The sequence below is a fragment of the Nocardiopsis lambiniae genome, assembly GCF_031845465.1.
GTDB lineage: Bacteria > Actinomycetota > Actinomycetes > Streptosporangiales > Streptosporangiaceae > Nocardiopsis > Nocardiopsis lambiniae.
This window is the reverse complement of record NZ_JAVREP010000008.1, coordinates 114,414-133,785: the sequence shown is the minus strand read 5'-3', so window position 1 is coordinate 133,785 and position 19,372 is coordinate 114,414. Positions and strand designations below refer to the sequence as shown.

Genomic DNA, 19,372 nt, shown 5'->3' with positions numbered 1-19,372 from the left:
GTTCCTGTTCGCAGGCGGCCGGGGTGCCGCGCATCCTACTCCCGTACCGACCCGCGACACTAGAACAGGGTTCGGTTTGGATCCGGCCCCGTCGGGAGGCCCACCCGGGAACTGGACCGGCTCGGCCGGGAAAAGGGCGCCCGCGACCAGGAGCTGAGCCCGGCGCGACCGCCCCCGTGGGGCCCGGTCCGTGAGGGCGCGGCCCCCGCCCGTCGTTGCTCTCCCGGGCCTCCTCGGATCAGCCGCCGGTCCCCAGCGAGAAGCCGCCGTCGGTGCTGATGACCTGACCGATGATCCAGCGGCCCTCGTCGGTGGCCAGCCACCCCACGAGCCGGGCCGGATCGTCGGGACGCCCGAACCTCCCGAAGGGGGTGGCGTCCCGCACCCGTGCGATGGTCTCCGGAGCGCGGTCGGTGGACTCCGGGTCCAGGTAGCCGGTGTTCACCGGGCCGGGGTCGATCGTGTTGAGGACGATGCCGTGCGGCAGGAGTTCGGCGGCGACGGTCGGGGTCAGGCCGGCCAGCGCGGCCTTGCTCGCGGCGTAGGCCACCTCACCCACCATGGGGCCGTGGATCTGCCCGGAGGTCGTCCAGAACACCCGGCCGGTGGCGTGCTCGTCCAGAGGCGCGGAGAACGCCCGCCGGTCCCCGGGGCGGGCCGCCGGCGCCTCCCGCACCCCGGCGAACGCCCTGGCGAAGTGCGAGGTCAACAAGAGGGTGGAGCGGGTGTTGACCGACCAGTGGCCGTCGAGCCTCTCGGCGGTCATGTCCAGGATGGAGCCGTCGCCGCCCGAACGCGCGTGGTTGCACACCAGGACGTCGAGCGAGCCGGTCAGGCCCCGGGCTGCCGTGATGAGCCGTTCGGGGGCGTCCGGGGCGGCCAGGTCCAGCCCCAGGTCCCCGAACGCGGCACCGGGGCGCAGGGCCGCCCTGACCCCGTCGCGCACCGGCCCCAGGTCGTCGGCGCCCCAGGGCTGGTCCGCGTCGTGCGCCCGGTGGTGGTGGACGAACAGGTCGGCGCCCAGTCCGGCCAGGCGGACGGCGATCGCGTACCCGATGCCCCTGCGCCGGGAGACCCCGGTGACCAGCGCTGTCCTGCCCTGCAACGGAAGGTGTGCGGAGTTCGTCATCCGGCGATCCTAGGAAGCGGGATCCGGGCGCGCACGGGCTTTTCCCGCACGGTGCGGCCGTCCGGGCATTCGGCCGGCCCCGGTGGCAGCAGGACCCGCCCCGGTCGGGGGCGAACCGGCGCTCCGGCCACCGGACCTCCGCCGCCCGGGGTCCCACGCCCGCCTCCGAGGGATCGGGGGCCCGCGTCAGGGCCAGAGCAGGCCACGCTCCCAAGGTCCCTCGGGCTTCTCGCGCAGGTACCGCAGGCGTACGTGGCGACGGTCGGGGGAGCCCTGCCAGAACTCCACCTCGGCCGGGCGCACCAGGTACAGCCCCCAGTCGTCGGGCACCAGGGACGGGTCGGCCTCCACCCGGGCCCGGCTCTCCTCGAAGGTCCGGTCCATCTCCGCGGGGTCGGACAGCGGATCGCTCTGGCGGCCGTGCAGCCCGGCGGCCCGCGACTCCAACGGCCGGTGCAGGAAGTCGGCGGCGCACTGCTCGGGCGATGCGAGCCCGGCGGTCCCGCGCACCCGCACCTGACGCCCCTGCTCGCGCCAGTGGAACAGCAGCGCCGCCCGCGGCTCCACGGCCAGCTCCCGCCCCTTGCGCGAGGTCGTCGTGGTCGCGAACCACCAGCCCTCGGGGGTGAGGTCCTTGAGGATGACCACCCGGGCCGACGGCGCGCCGCTCTCGTCGGCGGTCGCGACCGTCATGGCGTGCGGCTCGGACACCCCGCTCGTCACGGCCTCCTCGAACCAGGCGACGAACAGCGCGATCGGGTCGTCGGGCGCGGTGGACGGATCGAACTCGGGCAGATCTCCCGCGAACACGGGCAGACCGCGCAGCAGGTCCCGGATGGACATGGGGCTCCTCTCGGATCGGCGGGGCCCACGATACGGGCCGGGCTCCGACCGGGTCGGAGGAAGGGCGCGCCAAGAATCCCCCAAACTCCCGGGACACGGGTGTTCCACCGGCCCGTCCCGGGCAGTGGCACCACGCGATGGCCCGATGGAGAGGAGACACGGTGGAGATCGGATTCAAGCTCATGGCCGAGAGGTACGAGGCCCCCGAACTGGTGCGCCAGGCGGTGCGCGCCGAAGAACTCGGGTTCGACTTCGTGGAGATCAGCGACCACTACCACCCGTGGCTGTTCGACCACGGCCATTCGCCGTTCGCGTGGTCGGTGATGGCGGCCATCGCCCAGGCCACCGAGCGCATCCGCATCGGTCCGGGGGTGACGTGCCCGTCGATGCGGTACCACCCGGCGATCGTCGCCCAGATGTCGGCCACCACGGCGGTGCTGTCCGGCGGACGGCACTTCCTCGGAGTGGGATCGGGCGAGCGGCTCAACGAGCACGTCGTCGGTGACGCGTGGCCGTCGGTCACCGTGCGGCACGCCATGCTCAGGGAGTCGCTGGAGATCATCCGGGCGCTCTGGACCGGGGGCTACCACTCCTACGAGGGCGAGTACCTGACCCTGGACGACGCGCGGGTGTTCGACCTGCCCGAGACCGCGCCCGAGATCATCGTCGCGGCCGGCGGGGAGCGGGCCGCCGCCCTGGCGGCCGAACTCGGTGACGGGCTGTTCGCCACCGAGCCCGAGCCGGAACTCGTGGAGGCCTACACGGCCGCCGGAGGTGACGGGCCACGGTACGTGGAGGTGCCGCTGGCCATCGCCGACGACGTGGACACCGCCCTCCGGAACGCCTGGGAGGGGTTCCGGTTCGGCCTCAGCGGGTGGAAGGTGATGTCGGAGCTGCCCAACCCGATCAACTTCGAGGCCGCCACCGCCCTCACCAGGGCGGAGGACATGCGACAGATGGCGTCCGTCGGCCCGGACCCGCAGGAGCACCTGAAGCAGGTACGGACCTTCTCGGAGGCCGGGTTCGACCACCTGGTCCTGATGAACGCCGGGGCCGACGTGGAGGACTTCTTCGCCTACGCCGAGGAGAACCTGCTCCCGGAGCTGCGGTCGGACACCTGATCCCGGTCGGGCGCGCCGGAGCGGGCGACCCTCGCCCGGGGACGTCCCGCCCTCCGGCGGTCCGTCAACCCTCCAGGGGGTGGCCGGTGGTGGCGTCGACGTGGTCGGGGATCTCCTCGTGGCGCTCGCCCACCGTCAGGGTTCCGGTGGGTTCGAACAACAGGATCGAGGCGCCGCCGTCCGACTCGGGCCGGTGCTCGACCCCGCGCGGCACCACGAACACCGAGCCCGGTCGCAGGGTCACGGCGCGCTCGGGGGCGTCGGCGTCGTCGCGCAGCCTGATGCGCAGATCCCCGTCGAGCAGCAGGAAGAACTCGTCGGTGTGTTCGTGGGCGTGCCAGACGTACTCGCCGCGGACCTTGGCCACCCGGACGTCGTAGTCGTTGACCCGGGTGACGACGCGCGGGCTCCACAACTGCTCGAAGGAGGCCAGCGCGGTCGCCAGGTCGATGGGTTCTTCGCTCATGGACGCCATCCTCTCGGTGGTGCGCGGGCCACGGAAGTGCTAGGAATCGCACATGCCGCAAGATTCCTCGCACCGGGTGGCGCTGATCGTCGACTCCGGGTCGAACCCTTTCGAGATGGGGGTCGCCACCGAGCTGTTCGGGCTGCGCCGACCCGAGATCGATCGGACGTGGTACACCCTCACCGTCTGCTCGGCCACCCCCTCGGCGCCCGTCCACCTGGGCCTGTTCACCCTGTCCGACCTGGCGGGGCTGGACGCGGCGGCGGAGGAGGCGGACACGGTGATCGTGCCCAACCGGCCCGATCCGTGGGTGCCGCCCCGGCCGGAGGTGATCGAGGCGGTGCGCTCCGCGCACGGGCGCGGAGCCCGGCTGGTGAGCTTCTGTACGGGTGCCTTCACCCTGGCCGCGGCGGGGGTGCTGGACGGCCGTCGGGCGGCCACCCACTGGCGGCACGAGGAGCTGTTCGCCCGCCTCTACCCGAGGGTGCGGCTGGAGCGCGACGTGCTGTTCGTGGACGAGGGGGACGTGCTCACGGCGGCGGGCAGCGTAGCCGCCCTGGACCTGGGGCTGCATCTGATCCGGCGCGACCACGGGGCGGAGGCGGCGTCGTCGGTGAGCAGACGCCTGGTGTTCACCGCGCACCGGGAGGGCGGGCAGCGCCAGTTCGTGCCCGTCCCGGTCCCGGAGAGCACCGACGTGTCCCTGGCCCCGCTCCTGGAATGGGCCCGCGAGCGTCTGGGCGACCCGCTCACCGTGGCCGACCTGGCAGTCCGGGTCGCGGTGAGCCAGGCGACCCTGCACCGCCGCTTCCGCGCCGAACTGGGCACCACCCCGCTGGCGTGGCTGCGCGCCGAGCGGGTGCTCGCGGCCCGGCGCCTGCTGGAGGGCACGGAGCTGGACCTGGCCGCCGTGGCCCGGGCCAGCGGTCTGGGCACGACGGCCAACCTGCGCCAGGCGGTCCGCGCCCACACCGGCCTCAGCCCGTCGGCCTACCGGTCCGGGTTCCGACTCACCCGACCCACCGCGCCGTCACCGCGTCCACGCGCGGGAGACCGGGGACCAACGGGGCACTCGCGCGTGTGATACCCAGGTTCCGTGACGAGTGGGAGAAGAGGTCGTTCGGCCGTGGTCGCGGTGATGGTCGTCGTCATCCTGATCCTGATCCCGGCGGGACTCCTGTGGGCCGGGCAGCGATCGGTGATCTACCTGCCCTCGGGCGGTGTCCCCCCGGCCGCCGCCGGGGTCGTTCCGGGGGCCGAGGACGTACGCCTGACCACGGAGGACGGCCTCGAACCGGGCGGCTGGTTCGTTCCGCCCCTGGGCCGGGACCGTGAGGCCGCCGTGCTGGTCGCCAACGGCAACGCCGGGAACCGGGAGAGCCGGGCGGCCCTGGCCCGCGCGCTGGCCGCCGAGGGTTTCTCGGTGCTGCTGTTCGACTACCGCGGCTATGGAGGCAACCAGGGCTCGCCCTCGGAGCGGGGGCTGGCCGCCGACGCCCGTGCCGCCGCCGACCATCTCGCCGAACGCGGCTTCGGCGCCGACCGCACGATCTACTTCGGGGAGAGCCTCGGCGCCGCCGTGGCGACCGGTCTGGCCGCCGAACGCCCGCCCGCGGCGCTGTTCCTGCGCTCCCCGTTCAGCTCCCTGGCGGACATGGGGGAGCGGCACTACCCGTTCCTGCCGGTACGGATGCTGTTGTGGGACCGCTACCCGGTGGCCGAGCGGGCGGCGGAGGTGGACGTCCCGACCACGGTGGTGATCGGGGACGCCGACCGTGTCGTGCCGCCGGAACAGAGCCGCGCGGTGGCCGAGGCGAGCGCGGACCTCTTCGAGGAGGTGGTCCTGCCGGGGGCCGACCACAACGACGCCGAGCTGGTGCACGGCCCCGAGGTGGTGGAGGCGTTCGTCCGACTGGCCGACCACGTCCTCTGAGCGGTCCGCCCGGCCGGCGGTGTCGTCAGCCGTGCGCGGTGGCGGTGCGCAGGAGGGCGGTCCACTCGGCGGCGGGGACGTCGAGGTGCCCGAGATGCCGGTTCTGCGTGTCGCGGACGGCGGTGACGGCACCCTCGGCGACCTCGACGCAGTGACCGCCCTGCTGGTTGCTGTAGCTGGACGTGTGCCACATAGCGTCACTCATGGAGATCTCCTCTGATCTTTTTGAGAAAGTCCACGGTCTGCTCCGGGGAGAGGGCCGCGGCCTGGATTCTTCCGAACGCCAAGGTGGTCTCCTCGACCACCGCTCCATCGGTGATCATCGTGCCACTTCCAGGACCTTCGACGTACATGAGGTCCGGCTGGAAGGAGAAGGTCAGCACGCTGAAAGCCCCGGACAGCCCCGGGTGCCGCCGGACGCTCAGCGTCGAAGGCAGCACCTGGAGTTCGACACGGCCGGTGTCTGCCGCCGAGAGCAACCGGTCGATCTGCGATTTCAGGATGTCGGGATCCTGCTCCAAATGTCGGATCACTTGTTCGGAGACGATCGCCCAAATCGTCAGCCGCGACCGTGACACCTCCTCCTGTCGGTGCATGCGGGCCTCGACCAGCTTCTCGACCTCTTCCTCCGTCGCGCGCACGCTCCCGGCCTTGATGGTGGCCCGGGCGTAGCTCTCGGATTGCAGCAGACCCGGAACCAGGAGCGGGTGGTAGTCCCGTAGCAGACTGGCGTGGGCGAGCGCGCCGAAGAACGTCGTCGCGTACGCGGGGGCGTGTGTCTGGCTGAGCTGCGGCCACAGTGCCAGGAGTGTTCCTCGGGCGTCGAGGGCTTCGTCGAGGAGTGTCACCGTTCGTTTGGTCAGAGCCCGTTCCGCCCGCTCGTAGTGCCCGATGGTGGCTCCGCTCATGCGGAGTTTCGCAGCAAGGGCATTCTGTGACAAATCGGAATCTCGGCGTAGTTGAGATAACTCCCTGGCGAACCTCTGCAAAGTCGGATCTTTTTTTGAACGCTTATCCATGGATCCAGATAAGCACATATGGAAACAGCTGACAACAGGTGGTTGGCACCTCCCTGCATTCCGCTCGGAACCATAGAAGTCGCAGTTCACCCGTGGCATCTTCTTCTCCAGGGGATCGCGGAGAAATCCGGAAGACGTCAATCCTCCACGTCGTACCTTCCGGCCTTCCTTCGAGGTGAGGCGAAGGATCCCCGGCGGTTGTCATCGACAGCCCTGGGGCTGCGGCCTCCGACCCCGAGCCATCGGTTCGACACCGGTACACGAGGAGAGATTCATGCAGGCCACAACGCCCGCCCCGGCCCTGCCCCGGCGCATTCCCTTCCCCGACGCCGCCACGACCGGCCTCCTGTGCGGCAGCGATCCCCGGCACGTCGCCGTCGCGCGGCGGTGGATCGAACGCTCTTCCCAAAGCGGGCCCTCGGTGAGTTCCGCCCTGGTGTCGGCGCTCAGCGAACTCCACACCAACTGTTTGCGTCACACCCTTTCCGGAAAACCCGGCGGTACCGTTCGCATCGTTCTCGAACGCCAGGAATTCGTGCACATCCTCTACGTCACCGACAACGGCCCCGACACCTCCGCGCCTTTCGGCGTTCCCCTCGCCCTCCCACCCGCCCCCGACGGCGAACTCCCCGCCGTCGGCGGACACGGACTGCGCCTGCTCGAATCCCTCTCCCTGTACTGGGACTGGACGGGCGAGGCCGGAGGCCCCCTCACCGTGCGCGCGGTCTTCAGCCGCGCCGCCGACCACCGGATCCGCCGCCCCCGGTGACCGCGTACGGCCGGGACGGTCGGCTCAACGCGCCTCGTCGCCCGTCCCCTCTGCCGTCTCGGCCGTGAGCTCGATCAGACGCTTCAGCACGCGCAGTTGCGCCGGGTTGTACAGTTCCGCCGCCGCGTCGGCCATCGCCCGCGCCGCCTGCCGAGACCCCTGCGGGGAGTCCGAGGTCGGATCCCTCGACCAGGGACTCCTCTCGCGCGCACGGAGGGTTCCCGGCACCAGGCGTTCGGCGAGGTCGGCGATCACGGCGTCGTCCGCGTCCGGGGGAAGCGCCTCGAACTCCTGCTCCGTCGCGTCCGGCTCGCTGATGAGCTCGCGGAACTCCTCGGCGGACTTCTCACTGAGCACGGTCGAGTAGACCGCCAACAGCGACCGCTGCCGCTCGGACAGGTCACCGTAGACCGAGGCGAATCCGGGCGGGGTGTGCGCCGGGGCGCGGTGGCGCAGGAGGTCGGCGAGCTCCTCCCGTACCCGGGTCAGCCGGTCGATCTTCGCCTCCAGTTCCGCGTCGAGCACGCGGATCGCCTCGTCCGGTTCCCGGTCCCCGTGCTCCATCGCCGCGATCTCCGACAGCGGGACCCCCAGCTCGCTCAGGCGCCTGATCTGTACCAGCCGGATCAGGTGTGGGACCCCGTACCGCTTGTAGCCGTTCGCCGTCCGTTCCGGTACGTCCAGCAACCCGATCTCGTGGTAATGCCGCACGGCCTTCAACGTCGTTCCGGCGAGTTCGGCGACCTGCCGGGTACTCCACGCCATGTGACCCTCCTCCGCTTCCGCTCCCAGTCCACACCCTGACCCCGGCACCGGGTCAAGCGTTCCCCCGGTCGAACCCGCGCCGGGCTTGACCATGCCCCGAGGGCATGGTCTGAAGTGGTGGCGACCGTTCGGACCCCACCATGGAAGAAGACACATGCGTCGCCTTCGAGAGCCCTTCCGGATCATCCGCGCGAACCTCCGCGCCTACCTCGCCATGAACGCGATCGTGTTCGGCCTGTTCTTCATCGGTGTCGCGGCGGCGTTCGCCTTCCCCGACCTGCACGCCGCGCAGACCGGGTCCCTGGAAGAGGACGGTACGGCGGACCTGGTGGTGGAGCTGCTCGGGAACGTCTGGTTGTTCGCCCTGACCATCCTCGCGGTGAACGTCCTGACGGTCGCCCTGCCCATCATCCTGCTCCCCTCGATGGTCGTGCCCTTCGCCGGGATCGTCCTCTTCTCGTACAAGGCGTTCATCTTCGGGGTGACCCTGGCCCCGGTCGACGCGACCATGGCGAAGCTCCTGATCCCGCACTCGCTGACGATCCTCATCGAGTTCCAGGCCTACATCCTCGTCATGCTCGCCGCCTACGTCCTGGGCCGGGCCTGGCTGCGCCCCGCGACGGTCGGCACCGACAGCCGCCGCCAGGCGTACGTCCGCGGGCTGAAGCAGGTCGGGTGGCTGAGCCTGCCCGCGCTGGCGCTGTTCGTCATCGGCGCGGCCTACGAGGCCTTCGAACTCGTCTACCTCGTGCCCCCGCTGGTCGCGGGCTGATACCGGTCCCTTCCCCGCCTCGGGCAGAATGCGGGACATGCTGAACATCGGATCGGTCGTACTGGGCGTCTCCGACGTGGCCCGCGCGACGACCTTCTGGGCCGCGGCCCTCGGTTACGTCCCCCGTGAGCCCGGCACCGACCGCTGGGTCGTCCTGGTGCCCGCCCGAGGGCCCGGCGTGCAGGTCGCGCTCGGCCTCAGCGACGTCCCCCTCCAGGAACACCCCCGGGTCCACCTGGACCTCTACGCCCGCGACGCCGCGGACCGGTCCGCCGAGGTGGAACGCCTGGTCGCCCTGGGCGCCGAGCGCGTCGACTGGGACCTCTACCCCGAGGACCCCGACTTCGTCGTCCTCGCCGACACCGAGGGCAACCGCTTCTGCGTCATCGACGCGAGCCGCTCCTGACCCGCCCGGTTTCGCCCCTCGTGTCCTCGATACGATGCCCCTGCCGCGACGGGATCCCACCCGGGGCGTCGCGGCGGGGGCACGGTGGGAGGGGGAGGGACCATGGCGGAGACGGAGCCTCCGGAGCGCACGCGCCTGCTCTGGGCCCTCCTCGCCAGTGTGGTGCTCACCCACACCGCACTCAACCTCATCCGTCCCCTCATCTCCTACCGGACCATCGCCGTGGGCGGCGACGCCGTCGAGGTCGGTCTCATCACCGCGGCCTACGCGCTCCTGCCACTCGCGATCGCCGTCCCCCTGGGCCGCTTCACCGACCGTTCGGCGCGCATCGCCTGGATCGTCGGCCTGGGCTCGGCGATCCTGGCCGCGGGCGGTCTGCTCCTGGCGGGCGCGGACGGCCTCGTCGGACTGGCCCTGGCCGGCACCGTCGTCGGTGTCGGCCACCTGCTGTGCATGGTCGCCGGGCAGGGCATCATCGCGCGGTACTCGCGCCCGGGGAACCTCGACCGCGACTTCGGCTGGTTCGCCGCCGCCGCCTCCCTCGGCCAGCTCGCCGGCCCCCTGATCTCCGGCGCGATCCTCGCCGACGCCTCCGGCGCGGCCCTGCTCCCGGCCACCTCCACCGCGCTGATCGTCGCGGGCCTCGTCGCCGCCTCGGCCGCGCTCCCCCTGATCCCGCTGCTGCGGCTGCGCCCGGTCCGCCGCACGGCCGAACAGAGGGCCGCCCCGCCGGTCCCGGCCCGGGACCTGCTGCGCCGCCGTCGGATGCCCTCCGCGCTGCTCAGCAGTCTGGCGCTGCTGTCCGCGGTGGACATCCTCACCGCCTACCTCCCCCTCATCGCCGAGAGCCGGGGGATCTCCCCGATGCTCGTCGGCGTGCTGCTGAGCCTGCGCGCCGGCTCCTCCCTGCTCTCGCGGCTGACCCTGCCGTGGATGCTGCGCCGCTGGTCCCGCACGGGCCTCATCGTCACCAGCACCGCCGTCGCGGGCCTGTCGCTGACCCTGGTAGCCCTGCCCCTGGGCGGTTTCGCGGTGCTGGCCGTGGTCCTGGGCGTCGGCGGCTTCCTGCTAGGCGTCGGCCAGCCCCTCACGATGGCCCAGGTGACCACCCTGGCCCCCGAGGGTGCCCGGGGCGCGGCCCTGGCCCTGCGGATCTGGGGCAACCGGCTGGGCCAGGTCGCCATCCCCGCAGCCGCCGCCGGGGTGGCCGGCGCGGTGGGCGCCCCCGGCGCCCTGTTGTTCTCCGCCGCCGTCCTGCTCGCGGCGGCCGTCACCGCCGGTTGACCGGATTCGTCGGACCCGGCCGGCAGGATGTGCGCGGACCCGTCACCGAGGAGGACCCCCGTGCCCATCACCGACGCCGCCGGCGCACACGCCTACCTGGCGGGCATGTACCGGGACGCCTACTTCCCCGACCACCTCGTGGACAAGGGCAGGGCGATCCTGGTGGCTCTGCGCGAGCGCATCGAGACCGAACGCCCGGCCGACCTGCCCGCCCTCTACGTCCTCACCAACGCGGCGGCCGAGGAGTTCAACGCCCTCCAGGAGGAGTTCTGGGCGGCCGACAGTGAGATCGAGACCGCGGCCCGCGACGACATCGCCCTCTCCTTCGAGCACGTGATGGCCGCCTGTGGATTCGCCGACGCCGATCCGGAGGAGGCGCTCGCCGAGCGCGACTGGTGACACGCGAAAGGGGGGCCGCTCGCGCGGCCCCCACGGCAGAGGGTACGGGCGCCCCCGTCAGACCTCGATCGAGGTCTGCTCGCGACCGGCGTCGTGGCCGACCGCGATCTTGCGGGCCTTGGACTGCTCGGACACCGGGATGCGCAGGGTGAGCACGCCGTCCGCGTGGTGCGCGGTGATGCGCTCGGTGTCCAGGGTGTCCCCGAGGAAGACCTGTCGGGTGAACGTGCCGCTCGGCCGTTCGTTCACGATCGGCTCCAGGCCGTCGCGGCGCGGTGCGGGACGCTCCGCCTTGACGGTGAGCACGTTGCGCTCGACTTCGAGGTCGATGCTCTCCGGGGAGACCCCGGGAAGGTCGAAGTGGGCCACGAAGTCGTCGCCCTCACGGTAGGCGTCCATCGGCACGACGGTCGGCCTGCCGTTCTCCAGCAGCCGCTGGGTGATCCGGTCGAACTCCCGGAACGGATCGGTGCGCATCAGCATCGCTCGTCACCTCCATGTATCTTCGACATAATCGTCGATGACTTGATGCGGTTGCGCTCAACTTTATTGATCGCTTCAAGCTTGTCAAGTCTCGGGCCAGTGGAGGAGCGGGCTCTCCGGAGGGACCCCGCCCACCCCGTGGCCGGCCCGATCCGGGCTTGCGGAGGGCCGGCCTCCCCGCGAAAGGTGCCGGGCCCCGTGACGTTTGGCGCAACGTCACGGGGCCCGGGGTCCGATGGGCGGTGCCCTCACCAAAGGTGTTCGGGCACCAGCCTCCGTATCTCCGGCGCGGCGGCGTTCAGGACCGTCTCGAACCAGACGGAGAACTCCGTCTCCTTCTGGAGCCCGCGCAGCCCGTCGGGGGTCACCAGGGTCGTCTCGGCGACCTCCTCGGGATCGGGCCGCGGGGTGTCGGCGACCCGACCCACGAACAGGTGGTTGAACTCCCGTTCCATCAGCCCCGAGTGCGGATCCTCCAGGTCGTAGCGGACGGTGCCCGCCGGCCGCAGCGACCAGGGCGCGACCCCCAGCTCCTCGACGGTGCGCCGGGTCGCCGCCAGGAACGGCGGCTCTCCCGGCAGGGGGTGGCCGCAGCAGGTGTTCGACCACACGCCGGGGGAGTGGTACTTGCCCTCCGCGCGGCGCTGCAACAGCATCCGTCCGTCGGAGGAGAACAGGAACACCGAGAAGGCCCGGTGCGGTTCGCCCGGCGGCCGGTGCGCCGCGAGTTTCTCCCGCGTGCCGATCGTCGCCCCGCCGTCATCGACCAGTTCGACCAGGACCGTGGACTGCCGGGTCTCCCGCCCGGCGCTCTGGGACACGGCCGCTCAGCCGGAGAACGTGCCCACGAGCGGGTACTTGTCCCCGACGATGAGGTCGCCGGGGCCGAACCCCAGGTCCTCCTCGGAGAAGCCCGCGTCGGGGTCGAACCGGGTCTCGGCGTCGATGTACACCGTGCCCAGCGACAACCGGTCGGAGCCGCTCAGGTTCGCCCCGGCCATGTGCACGACCCGCTCGTTGTGGAAGGTGCAGCCGCCGGCCCGCAGCGGCACCGTCACCCGGGGCCGCCACGACAGCTCCGGGTACTTGGAGAAGATGTCCCAGTCACCCGGGCCGGGCGGCGGGATCTTGTTCGAACCGGGCACGAACGACATGCACCCCCGCTCCACGGGCACGTCCACCAGGGCCACCCACGCGGTCATCGTGACCCCGCCCTGCCACGGCCAGTAGGGCTCGTCGATGTGCGGCGGGGTGGCCGCCGAGTTGTCGCTGGGCTTGCGCAGGATCTCGGAGCGGAACATCCGCAGCGGTCGGCCGGTGATCATCTCGGCGATGGTGGTGACCCGGGGGTGCAGGGCCAGGCGGCGCAGGGCCTCACTGCGGGTCTCGGCCTCCTCCAGCCACTGCATGACGGTCGCACCCTTGTCCTTGACCATCTCGTCCACCGAGTCGTCCCACACACCCCCCTTCTCCTCCTCGATGAGCTTCTTCGCGTCCGCGTAGCACTCGGCGACCTCCTCGTCCGTCAGGACCCGGGGAATGTGGAGGTACCCCTCTTCCTGGTACTTGCGGATCGCCTCCTCCGGCAGGTTCTCCGGAGTCGTCAGTTCGGTGTCGTCGATCACGGCCGTTCTCCCTTCCAGGCGTCAACCCCGTTCTAACGCCCGGTGCCCGCGGCCACGGAAACGCGGCGATCACTATGTCATGTCGTGATTTCCGGGGGGCGGGACGACATGACAAACCGGATTCGGGCCCCTTGTCGGCCCCTTCGGCCGGGGCCACCCTTGGCTGCGTTCTCATCTGCCGCAGAAAAGTGAATTCCCATGCGCATTCTCTTCATTCCCGGGAACAGTCCCTCGCCGATCTTCTCGCACGCGGCCCTCGCCTACGCCGCGCGCGGCGCCGGGCACGAGGTCGTGGTCGGCGGCATCGAATGGGTCGTCCCCGACATCGCCGCCATCGGCCTGACCCCCCTCACGATCGCCCCCGTCACCGGGGCCGACGTCGCCGAGTTCATGGGCAACGCGCCCGCCGACCCGGCCGAGCAGGCCGTGGCCGTCGGCCGCATCTACGCCGACATCGCCCTGCGGAGCCAGCCGGCCCTGCTCGACCTGGCCGCGCAGTGGCGGCCCGACCTGGTGGTCGGCGGATCCATGTTCTACTCCGCCCCGCTGCTGGCCCACACGCTGGGCGTGCCGTCCGTGCGTCTGGAGTGGGACCGCACGGACTCCGCCATCTACGCCCCCGGCGCCCGGGACGTCCTGGCACCCGAACTGGAACGGCGCGGCCTTGACGCCGTCCCCGACCCCGACCTGTGGATCGACATCTGCCCGCCGGACCTGCGCACCCCCGGCCAGGAGGCCGGGCGGCAGCCGATGCGCTGGCTCCCGGTGAACCCCCAGCGTCCCCTGGAACCGTGGATGTACACCAAGGGCGACCGCCCCCGCGTCTACATCACCGCGGGGGCGCGGGTGCCCGACCCCCGGGCCCTGGTCCACATGGCCCGCGGCGTCGCCGACCTCGGCGTCGAGGTGGTGATCGGGGTCGCCGAGCACGTCGCCGCCGAGGTGCGCGGTGACCTGCCCGAAGCCCACGTGGGCTGGGCCCCCCTCGACGTCGTCGCCCCCACCTGCGACGTGATCCTGCACCACGGCGGTGGTGTGACCGACATGGCCTCCCTGCGCGCCGGGGTCCCCCAGCTCATCGTCGAGCAGGACGTCTCGGCCGACGCCATGCGCCGCCTGGCCGACTACGGCGCGGGGCTGCTGCTCGAACCGGGCGCCCAGCGGACCGAGGACATCGCCGCGGCCTGCGGCCGGATCCTCGCCGACCCCGCCTACGGCGACCGTGCCCGTGCGCTGTCGGAGCAGATGGCCGCGCTGCCCTCGCCGGCGGAGGTCGTCGGCCTGCTGGAGAAACTCGCCCGGTGACCTCGGCTCCCCCCTCCGGCCGAGGCCGGAAGGGGGAGCGCCACCGTGCCCGGCGAAGGAGGAAACAGGAGTGAGGACGACATGACCATCCGCGTATGGGACTACCTGCCCGAGTACGAGAAGGAGCGCGACGACGTCCTGGACGCGGTGCGCACCGTCTTCGCCTCGGGAAGACTCATCCTCGGCGAGAGCGTGCTCGGCTTCGAGCGGGAGTTCGCCGCCCGCCACGGCCTCGCCCACTGCGTCGGCGTCGACAACGGCACCAACGCGGTCGCCCTCGGCCTCCAGGCCCTGGGCGTGGGGCCCGGTGACGAGGTCGTCACCGTGTCCAACACGGCCGCCCCCACCGTGATCGCCATCGACGCCGTCGGCGCGACCCCGGTGTTCGTGGACGTCCACGAGAGCGACCACCTCATGGACACCGGACTGCTGGAGGCCGCGGTCACCGAACGCACCAAGGCCCTGCTGCCGGTCCACCTCTACGGCCAGTGCGTGGACATGGCCGCGGTCCGGTCCGTCGCCGACCGCCACGGCCTGGTGGTCCTGGAGGACTGCGCCCAGGCGCACGGGGCCCGTCACCACGGCCGACCGGCCGGGACCATGGGCGACGCCGCCGCGTTCTCCTTCTACCCCACCAAGGTCCTCGGGGCCTACGGGGACGCCGGGGCCGTGGTGACCGACGACCCCGAGGTCGAACGGGCGCTGCGCCGCCTGCGCTACTACGGCATGGAGGAGGTCTACTACGTCGTTCGCACACCCGGGCACAACAGCCGTCTGGACGAGGTCCAGGCCGAGATCCTGCGGCGCAAGCTGACCCGCCTGGACGCCTACGTCGAGGGCCGCCGCGACGTGGCCCGCCGCTACGCCGAGGGCCTGGGCGACCTCGTCTCCCCCGACGGCCTGCGGCTGCCCGTCACCACCGAGGGCAACGAACACGTTCATTACGTCTACGTGGTCCGTCACCCCGAGCGCGACACGATCATCGAGCGCCTGCGGGAACACGACATCCACCTCAACATCAGCTACCCCTGGCCGGTCCACACCATGTCCGGCTTCGCCCACCTGGGGATCGAGCGGGGGTCGCTGCCGGTGACCGAGGCCCTCGCGGGGGAGATCTTCTCCCTGCCCATGTACCCCCACCTGCCCCGGGAGCACCAGGAGCGGGTCATCACCGTGCTGCGCAAGGTCCTGGACGAACTCTAAGGAGAACAATGACCGAGACCCATGAGGACCCCCTCACCGCGATCTACCGTCGCGCCGAGATCTACGAGGCCGTCTACCGCGGCCGGGGCAAGGACTACGAGGCCGAGGCGGCCGAGATCACGGCCCTGGTGCGCGAGCGCCGCCCGGACGCCTCCTCCCTGCTGGACGTCGCCTGCGGTCCCGGCACCCACCTGGGCCACCTCTCCGGATCCTTCGAACGGGTCGAGGGCGTGGACCTGGCCGAGGACATGGTGCGACTCGCCGCCGCCAACCTGCCCGGCACGCCCGTCCACCAGGGCGACATGCGCTCCTTCGACCTGGGCCGCCGCTTCGACGCGGTCATCTGCATGTTCAGCTCCATCGCCCACCTGTCCGAGGCCGCCGAGGTCGAGGCGACCCTGGCCCGCCTCGCCGCCCACACGGAGCCCGGCGGGGTGATCGTGCTGGAACCCTGGTACTTCCCCGAGAGGGCCACCGAACGCCACGTGTCCAGCGCGCTCGTCACCGTCGAGGGCCGCACCATCGCGCGCGTGTCCCACAGCCTGTACCGGGACGGCGCCCACCACATGGACGTGCACTACACCGTCGCCTCCCCCGAGGAGGGCGTCGAGCACTTCATCGACGTTCACGTGCTGGCCGTCCACCGGCGCGAGGTCTACGAGAAGGCGTTCGCCGCCGCCGGGTGCTCGGTGGAGTACATCCCCGGCCCCGGCCCCGGGCTGTTCGTCGGTGTGGCGGGAGGCCCGGCGTGACCCTCCGGGCCCGCCCCCTCGGCATCGAGGGGGCCTACCTGCTGCCCTACGAGGTCTTCGACGACGAACGCGGCCTGTTCGCCACACCCCTCCAGGGCGCGGAGCTGCGCCGTGTCTCGGGCCACGGGCTCTTCCCCGTGGTGCAGACCAGTTACAGCGTCTCCCGCCGGGGCGTCGTGCGGGGTGTGCACTACACCCAGGCCCCGCCCGGGATGGCCAAGTACGTGCACTGCCCGCGCGGTCGGGCGCTGGACATCGCCGTCGACCTGCGCGTCGGCTCGCCCACCTTCCGCCGGCACGAGAGCGTCGTGCTGGAGCCGGCGGCCCCGGTGGCGCTCTACCTGCCCGTGGGGGTCGGCCACCTGTTCGTCTCGCTGGAGGACGACACCATCGTCACCTACTCCCTGTCGGTGGAGTACGACCCCCGCAACGAGCGGGCCCTGCACCCGCTGGACCCGGACCTGGGGCTGCCCCTGCCCGAGGACGTGACCCCGATCCTGTCCGAACGGGACCGGGCCGCCCCCGGCCTCGCACAGGTCATGGAGGAGGGCGGGCTACCGGACCACCGCACCTGTGTCGAACTGGAGGAGGCGTTGTGGCGGCAGGGGACGCCGGTATGACCGGGGACGGGACCGGGACGGTGGTGGTGCTCGGCGCCACCGGGTGGATCGGCCGTCACGTACTGGCCGCCCACGCCCGTACCGGCCGCCCGGCCGTGGCCGTGGCGCGGGAGCCGGCCCCGCACCTGGGAGGGCATCCCTTCCACCGCCTCGACCTGGCCGAGGCCGGCCCGGAGGAGATGGCGCGGCTGCTGGAGGCGCACGATGCCCGGGTGGTGGTCAACGCCACCGACGCCGCCAACTCCCGCGACGGCTGGCACCGGCCCGAGAGCGAGCTGGAGAAGGGCAACGTCGGGGCGGTCGCCACCCTGGTCGACGCCGTCGAGGCCGTGGAGCGCCCGCCCCGGCTGGTGCACCTGGGCACCCTCCACGAGTACGGTCCGGTCCCCGACGGGACGGCCGTGCACGAGGACACCCCGCCCCGCCCGGCCAACGCCTACGCCCGCACCAAGCGCGCGGGGTCGGACACGGTCGTCCGAGCCGCCCGGGAGGGACGCGTCGACGCCGTGGTGCTGCGCGTGGCCAACGTCTGCGGGCCGCACCCCTCCCCGGCGTCCTTCCCCGGCGTCCTGCTGGAGCGGTTCCGACGGGCCGTCGCGGGAGAACGGGTCTCCCTGCGGGTGACGGGGGATCGCCGTGACTTCGTCGACGTGCGCGATGTGGCCCGCGCCGTGGTGCTCGCCGGAGACCGGCCCGGTGTCTCGGGGCGGATCCTCAACGTCGGCGGCGGCCGGGCGGTGGGCATCGGCGAGATGGTCGCCTGGTTGCGCCGGACGTCCGGTGTCGACCCGGACCGGGTGCAGGAGGTGCTCGAACCCGTCGCGGGGATGGGCGGTGGCTGGATGCTCGCCGACATCGCCGCCGCCGGACGCCTGCTGGGCTGGCGTCCCGTGGTCCCGGTCAGCGACTCCCTGCACGACATGTGGTACGCCTGAGCCCGGTGATCGTCGGCGGACGACGATCACCGGGCCCGTCCGCGTCCCGGTGCCCCGGCCGGGCGGCCGTCGATCGCGCACGACCGCCGACCGGGGCGCCCGACCGGAAACCTACGAGGTGCCCAGGATGCCGCGGGCGGCCCGGATGCCCGAGCGCATCGCGGCCTCGGTGGTGGGGGAGCTGAAGTGGTCGCCCGCGAACACCACGGGCGGCCGTTGGTCCCGGGTGGCGGCCACCGAGGCCCGGTAGCGCCCCGGTGAGGGGATGGGGAACCCGTAGGGCCGCTCGGCCACCTGGAAGGGTTCGGGGTCGCGGGGGAAACCCGGCCACAGCCTGCTCAGCAGCGGGGTGACGGTGGCGTACTGCTCCTCGGGGCCGCGCCCCAGGAGACGACGGGTGACGGCCCGTCCCGGGTAGGCGAACACCAGCAGCCGGTCGCGGACGGTGCCGTCGGCGCCGCGCACCCGGCGCGGGTAGGTGATCATGTTCCGGATCGGCGGGTCCTCCGCGCCGCCGGCCATGATGTGCGTCTCCGGCGGCAGGGCGTCCGCGTCCACCAGGTAGGACATCGACAGCGCCGGCTCGTACTCCTGACCCTCCAGGTAGTCGCGCATCCGGTCGCCCACCGCCTCGCGGGGCAGCGACGCGACGACCTTGGCCGCGATCGGCGCGGGCACCGCCACCACCACGGCGTCGAACTCCCCGCCGGCCTCTCCCCCCTCCCCCTGGGCGGAGACGACCACCCGGCCGTGCTCCAGGCGCACCTCCGAGACCTCGTGGCGCAGCAGCACCCGGGCGTCCGCGGCGTTGCGCTCGGCCAGGACCTGCATGCCCTCCCGGAACACGAAGAACTCGGCCCCGCCCATCGTCGCGAGCATCGCCCGGGCGTGCGAGACGGAGACCCCGTCGCAGTCGAAGTTCCAGAACCCCTCGATCTGCGATCGCAGCATGTAGTCGAAGCCCCGGTGCGACATCAGGCTCCGGCCGTACTCCGTGGCCGTGGTGCCGTCGTCGAAGTCGGCCAGACGCTCGGGGTCGAACAGGTCGATCCGGCCCGTGCGCCCGTTCACCATCATCTCCCGCATCGAGGAGTACAGGAACGCCAGTCGGTCGCGCAGCCGCACGTGCCGGTAGCGCAGGAGCGCCGGAATGGAGTCGGAGGGCAGCGGGGCCACGACGGTGCCGTCGGAGACCAGCAGGTTGCTGGAGATCTTCTCCAGCTCCCCCTCCAGGCCGTACTCGCGGATCATGCCCCACATGGTGGAGTACATGCTGGCGCACATCAGGTTGATCCCGACCTCGGGCTCGATCTCGGGCCGACGCCAGGAGCGGGCCCGCCCTCCCAGGCCGTCGGCCGACTCGAAGAGCACGACCTCCTTCCCCGCCGCGGTCAGTTCTCTGGCGGCGGCGCAGCCCGCCATTCCTCCGCCGATAACGGCGATCCTCGTGTGCTCCGGCATGCGTCAGGCCTCCGAAAAGAATGGGAAGGGCGGAGATTTCCCCGCCCTTCCCATTTTATTTTTCATCGGCGTCCCGATGAAT

General features: G+C 71.9%; 23 protein-coding genes. 13 read left to right on the top strand and 10 right to left on the bottom strand.

The features are described 5' to 3' along the window. Positions 1–238: 238 nt before the first annotated feature. Both RM479_RS14110 and RM479_RS14105 read right to left on the bottom strand, forming a co-directional pair. Positions 239–1,129 (bottom strand): SDR family oxidoreductase, encoded by an 891-nt coding sequence (locus tag RM479_RS14110; RefSeq protein ID WP_311512192.1) that lies wholly within the window; start codon positions 1,127–1,129, stop codon positions 239–241. Positions 1,130–1,315: 186 nt separating this feature from the next. After that, the gene (locus RM479_RS14105) at positions 1,316–1,972 is read right to left on the bottom strand and encodes a pyridoxine/pyridoxamine 5'-phosphate oxidase (RefSeq protein ID WP_311512191.1); all 657 of its coding nucleotides are present in this window, start codon (positions 1,970–1,972) and stop codon (positions 1,316–1,318) included. Positions 1,973–2,133: 161 nt separating this feature from the next. Here RM479_RS14105 and RM479_RS14100 point away from each other — a divergent pair, with 161 nt between their 5' ends. Further along, positions 2,134–3,093 (top strand): TIGR03557 family F420-dependent LLM class oxidoreductase, encoded by a 960-nt coding sequence (locus RM479_RS14100; RefSeq protein WP_311512190.1) that lies wholly within the window; start codon positions 2,134–2,136, stop codon positions 3,091–3,093. 64 nt (positions 3,094–3,157) lie between these two features. Here the strand turns inward: RM479_RS14100 and RM479_RS14095 are convergent, their stop codons facing one another. Next, complete coding sequence (locus RM479_RS14095) at positions 3,158–3,559, bottom strand: cupin domain-containing protein (RefSeq protein WP_311512189.1); 402 nt, start codon at positions 3,557–3,559, stop codon at positions 3,158–3,160. A gap of 52 nt (positions 3,560–3,611) precedes the next feature. Between RM479_RS14095 and RM479_RS14090 the strand changes: the two genes are divergently transcribed. Then, positions 3,612–4,643, top strand: a complete 1,032-nt coding sequence (locus RM479_RS14090; protein ID WP_311512188.1) for a helix-turn-helix domain-containing protein — start codon at positions 3,612–3,614, stop codon at positions 4,641–4,643. A 12-nt stretch (positions 4,644–4,655) separates the two neighbouring features. Beyond that, the gene (locus RM479_RS14085; RefSeq protein WP_311512187.1) at positions 4,656–5,492 is read left to right on the top strand and encodes an alpha/beta hydrolase; all 837 of its coding nucleotides are present in this window, start codon (positions 4,656–4,658) and stop codon (positions 5,490–5,492) included. Between the two features lie 25 nt (positions 5,493–5,517). On the opposite strand, the gene RM479_RS14080 is transcribed toward RM479_RS14085, so the two are convergent. Both RM479_RS14080 and RM479_RS14075 read right to left on the bottom strand, forming a co-directional pair. After that, positions 5,518–5,697 (bottom strand): DUF397 domain-containing protein, encoded by a 180-nt coding sequence (locus RM479_RS14080; protein ID WP_311512186.1) that lies wholly within the window; start codon positions 5,695–5,697, stop codon positions 5,518–5,520. Next, positions 5,690–6,511 (bottom strand): helix-turn-helix domain-containing protein, encoded by an 822-nt coding sequence (locus RM479_RS14075; RefSeq protein ID WP_311512185.1) that lies wholly within the window; start codon positions 6,509–6,511, stop codon positions 5,690–5,692. Before RM479_RS14075 ends, RM479_RS14080 begins: the two co-directional genes overlap by 8 nt. A 274-nt stretch (positions 6,512–6,785) precedes the next feature. On the opposite strand from RM479_RS14075, the gene RM479_RS14070 reads away from it, so the two are divergent. Then, positions 6,786–7,280 carry an ATP-binding protein gene (locus RM479_RS14070; RefSeq protein WP_311512184.1) on the top strand — a complete coding sequence of 165 codons (495 nt, stop codon included), beginning with the start codon at positions 6,786–6,788 and terminating at the stop codon, positions 7,278–7,280. A gap of 24 nt (positions 7,281–7,304) precedes the next feature. Here RM479_RS14070 and RM479_RS14065 read toward each other — a convergent pair whose 3' ends face one another. Continuing rightward, a complete protein-coding gene (locus RM479_RS14065; protein WP_311512183.1) occupies positions 7,305–8,045 on the bottom strand; it encodes a MerR family transcriptional regulator in 741 nt (246 codons plus the stop codon). A 154-nt stretch (positions 8,046–8,199) separates the two neighbouring features. Between RM479_RS14065 and RM479_RS14060 the strand changes: the two genes are divergently transcribed. From RM479_RS14060 to RM479_RS14045, 4 genes are all read left to right on the top strand, one after another. Continuing rightward, on the top strand, positions 8,200–8,817 hold the full coding sequence (locus RM479_RS14060; RefSeq protein WP_311512182.1) for a stage II sporulation protein M: 618 nt from the start codon (positions 8,200–8,202) through the stop codon (positions 8,815–8,817). 37 nt (positions 8,818–8,854) lie between these two features. Next, the gene (locus tag RM479_RS14055; RefSeq protein ID WP_311512181.1) at positions 8,855–9,223 is read left to right on the top strand and encodes a VOC family protein; all 369 of its coding nucleotides are present in this window, start codon (positions 8,855–8,857) and stop codon (positions 9,221–9,223) included. A gap of 102 nt (positions 9,224–9,325) precedes the next feature. Continuing rightward, positions 9,326–10,507, top strand: a complete 1,182-nt coding sequence (locus RM479_RS14050) for an MFS transporter (RefSeq protein ID WP_311512180.1) — start codon at positions 9,326–9,328, stop codon at positions 10,505–10,507. A 60-nt stretch (positions 10,508–10,567) separates the two neighbouring features. Beyond that, the gene (locus RM479_RS14045) at positions 10,568–10,906 is read left to right on the top strand and encodes a DUF5713 family protein (RefSeq protein ID WP_311512179.1); all 339 of its coding nucleotides are present in this window, start codon (positions 10,568–10,570) and stop codon (positions 10,904–10,906) included. Between the two features lie 57 nt (positions 10,907–10,963). Here the strand turns inward: RM479_RS14045 and RM479_RS14040 are convergent, their stop codons facing one another. The 3 genes from RM479_RS14040 to RM479_RS14030 form a co-directional block, all read right to left on the bottom strand. Beyond that, entirely contained in the window at positions 10,964–11,389 is a 426-nt protein-coding gene (locus RM479_RS14040) for an Hsp20/alpha crystallin family protein (protein ID WP_311512178.1), read from the bottom strand. Positions 11,390–11,637: 248 nt separating this feature from the next. After that, a complete protein-coding gene (gene idi, locus RM479_RS14035; RefSeq protein WP_311512177.1) occupies positions 11,638–12,210 on the bottom strand; it encodes an isopentenyl-diphosphate Delta-isomerase in 573 nt (190 codons plus the stop codon). A 6-nt stretch (positions 12,211–12,216) separates the two neighbouring features. Then, positions 12,217–13,014, bottom strand: a complete 798-nt coding sequence (locus RM479_RS14030; protein ID WP_311512176.1) for a phytanoyl-CoA dioxygenase family protein — start codon at positions 13,012–13,014, stop codon at positions 12,217–12,219. A 198-nt stretch (positions 13,015–13,212) separates the two neighbouring features. Here RM479_RS14030 and RM479_RS14025 point away from each other — a divergent pair, with 198 nt between their 5' ends. The 5 genes from RM479_RS14025 (at position 13,213) to RM479_RS14005 (ending at position 17,829) form a co-directional block, all read left to right on the top strand. Then, positions 13,213–14,319, top strand: coding sequence for a nucleotide disphospho-sugar-binding domain-containing protein (locus RM479_RS14025; RefSeq protein ID WP_274811560.1), 1,107 nt, complete (start codon positions 13,213–13,215; stop codon positions 14,317–14,319). Between the two features lie 81 nt (positions 14,320–14,400). After that, the gene (locus RM479_RS14020; RefSeq protein WP_311512175.1) at positions 14,401–15,522 is read left to right on the top strand and encodes a DegT/DnrJ/EryC1/StrS family aminotransferase; all 1,122 of its coding nucleotides are present in this window, start codon (positions 14,401–14,403) and stop codon (positions 15,520–15,522) included. Between the two features lie 8 nt (positions 15,523–15,530). Further along, a complete protein-coding gene (locus tag RM479_RS14015; RefSeq protein WP_311512174.1) occupies positions 15,531–16,274 on the top strand; it encodes a class I SAM-dependent methyltransferase in 744 nt (247 codons plus the stop codon). Continuing rightward, complete coding sequence (locus RM479_RS14010; protein ID WP_311512173.1) at positions 16,271–16,894, top strand: dTDP-4-dehydrorhamnose 3,5-epimerase family protein; 624 nt, start codon at positions 16,271–16,273, stop codon at positions 16,892–16,894. Before RM479_RS14015 ends, RM479_RS14010 begins: the two co-directional genes overlap by 4 nt. Beyond that, the gene (locus RM479_RS14005; RefSeq protein ID WP_311512172.1) at positions 16,870–17,829 is read left to right on the top strand and encodes an NAD-dependent epimerase/dehydratase family protein; all 960 of its coding nucleotides are present in this window, start codon (positions 16,870–16,872) and stop codon (positions 17,827–17,829) included. Before RM479_RS14010 ends, RM479_RS14005 begins: the two co-directional genes overlap by 25 nt. A gap of 111 nt (positions 17,830–17,940) precedes the next feature. On the opposite strand, the gene RM479_RS14000 is transcribed toward RM479_RS14005, so the two are convergent. Further along, complete coding sequence (locus RM479_RS14000) at positions 17,941–19,290, bottom strand: FAD-dependent oxidoreductase (RefSeq protein ID WP_311512171.1); 1,350 nt, start codon at positions 19,288–19,290, stop codon at positions 17,941–17,943. Positions 19,291–19,372 lie beyond the last annotated feature (82 nt).

Coding starts and splice junctions, on each gene's coding strand:
- RM479_RS14110 (WP_311512192.1), bottom strand. CDS start 1,129: ATGACGAACTCCGCACACCTTCCGTTGCAGGGCAGGACAGCGCTGGTC.
- RM479_RS14105 (WP_311512191.1), bottom strand. CDS start 1,972: ATGTCCATCCGGGACCTGCTGCGCGGTCTGCCCGTGTTCGCGGGAGAT.
- RM479_RS14095 (WP_311512189.1), bottom strand. CDS start 3,559: ATGAGCGAAGAACCCATCGACCTGGCGACCGCGCTGGCCTCCTTCGAG.
- RM479_RS14090 (WP_311512188.1), top strand. CDS start 3,612: ATGCCGCAAGATTCCTCGCACCGGGTGGCGCTGATCGTCGACTCCGGG.
- RM479_RS14080 (WP_311512186.1), bottom strand. CDS start 5,697: ATGAGTGACGCTATGTGGCACACGTCCAGCTACAGCAACCAGCAGGGC.
- RM479_RS14075 (WP_311512185.1), bottom strand. CDS start 6,511: ATGGATAAGCGTTCAAAAAAAGATCCGACTTTGCAGAGGTTCGCCAGG.
- RM479_RS14070 (WP_311512184.1), top strand. CDS start 6,786: ATGCAGGCCACAACGCCCGCCCCGGCCCTGCCCCGGCGCATTCCCTTC.
- RM479_RS14065 (WP_311512183.1), bottom strand. CDS start 8,045: ATGGCGTGGAGTACCCGGCAGGTCGCCGAACTCGCCGGAACGACGTTG.
- RM479_RS14060 (WP_311512182.1), top strand. CDS start 8,200: ATGCGTCGCCTTCGAGAGCCCTTCCGGATCATCCGCGCGAACCTCCGC.
- RM479_RS14055 (WP_311512181.1), top strand. CDS start 8,855: ATGCTGAACATCGGATCGGTCGTACTGGGCGTCTCCGACGTGGCCCGC.
- RM479_RS14050 (WP_311512180.1), top strand. CDS start 9,326: ATGGCGGAGACGGAGCCTCCGGAGCGCACGCGCCTGCTCTGGGCCCTC.
- RM479_RS14040 (WP_311512178.1), bottom strand. CDS start 11,389: ATGCTGATGCGCACCGATCCGTTCCGGGAGTTCGACCGGATCACCCAG.
- RM479_RS14025 (WP_274811560.1), top strand. CDS start 13,213: ATGCGCATTCTCTTCATTCCCGGGAACAGTCCCTCGCCGATCTTCTCG.
- RM479_RS14020 (WP_311512175.1), top strand. CDS start 14,401: ATGACCATCCGCGTATGGGACTACCTGCCCGAGTACGAGAAGGAGCGC.
- RM479_RS14015 (WP_311512174.1), top strand. CDS start 15,531: ATGACCGAGACCCATGAGGACCCCCTCACCGCGATCTACCGTCGCGCC.
- RM479_RS14000 (WP_311512171.1), bottom strand. CDS start 19,290: ATGCCGGAGCACACGAGGATCGCCGTTATCGGCGGAGGAATGGCGGGC.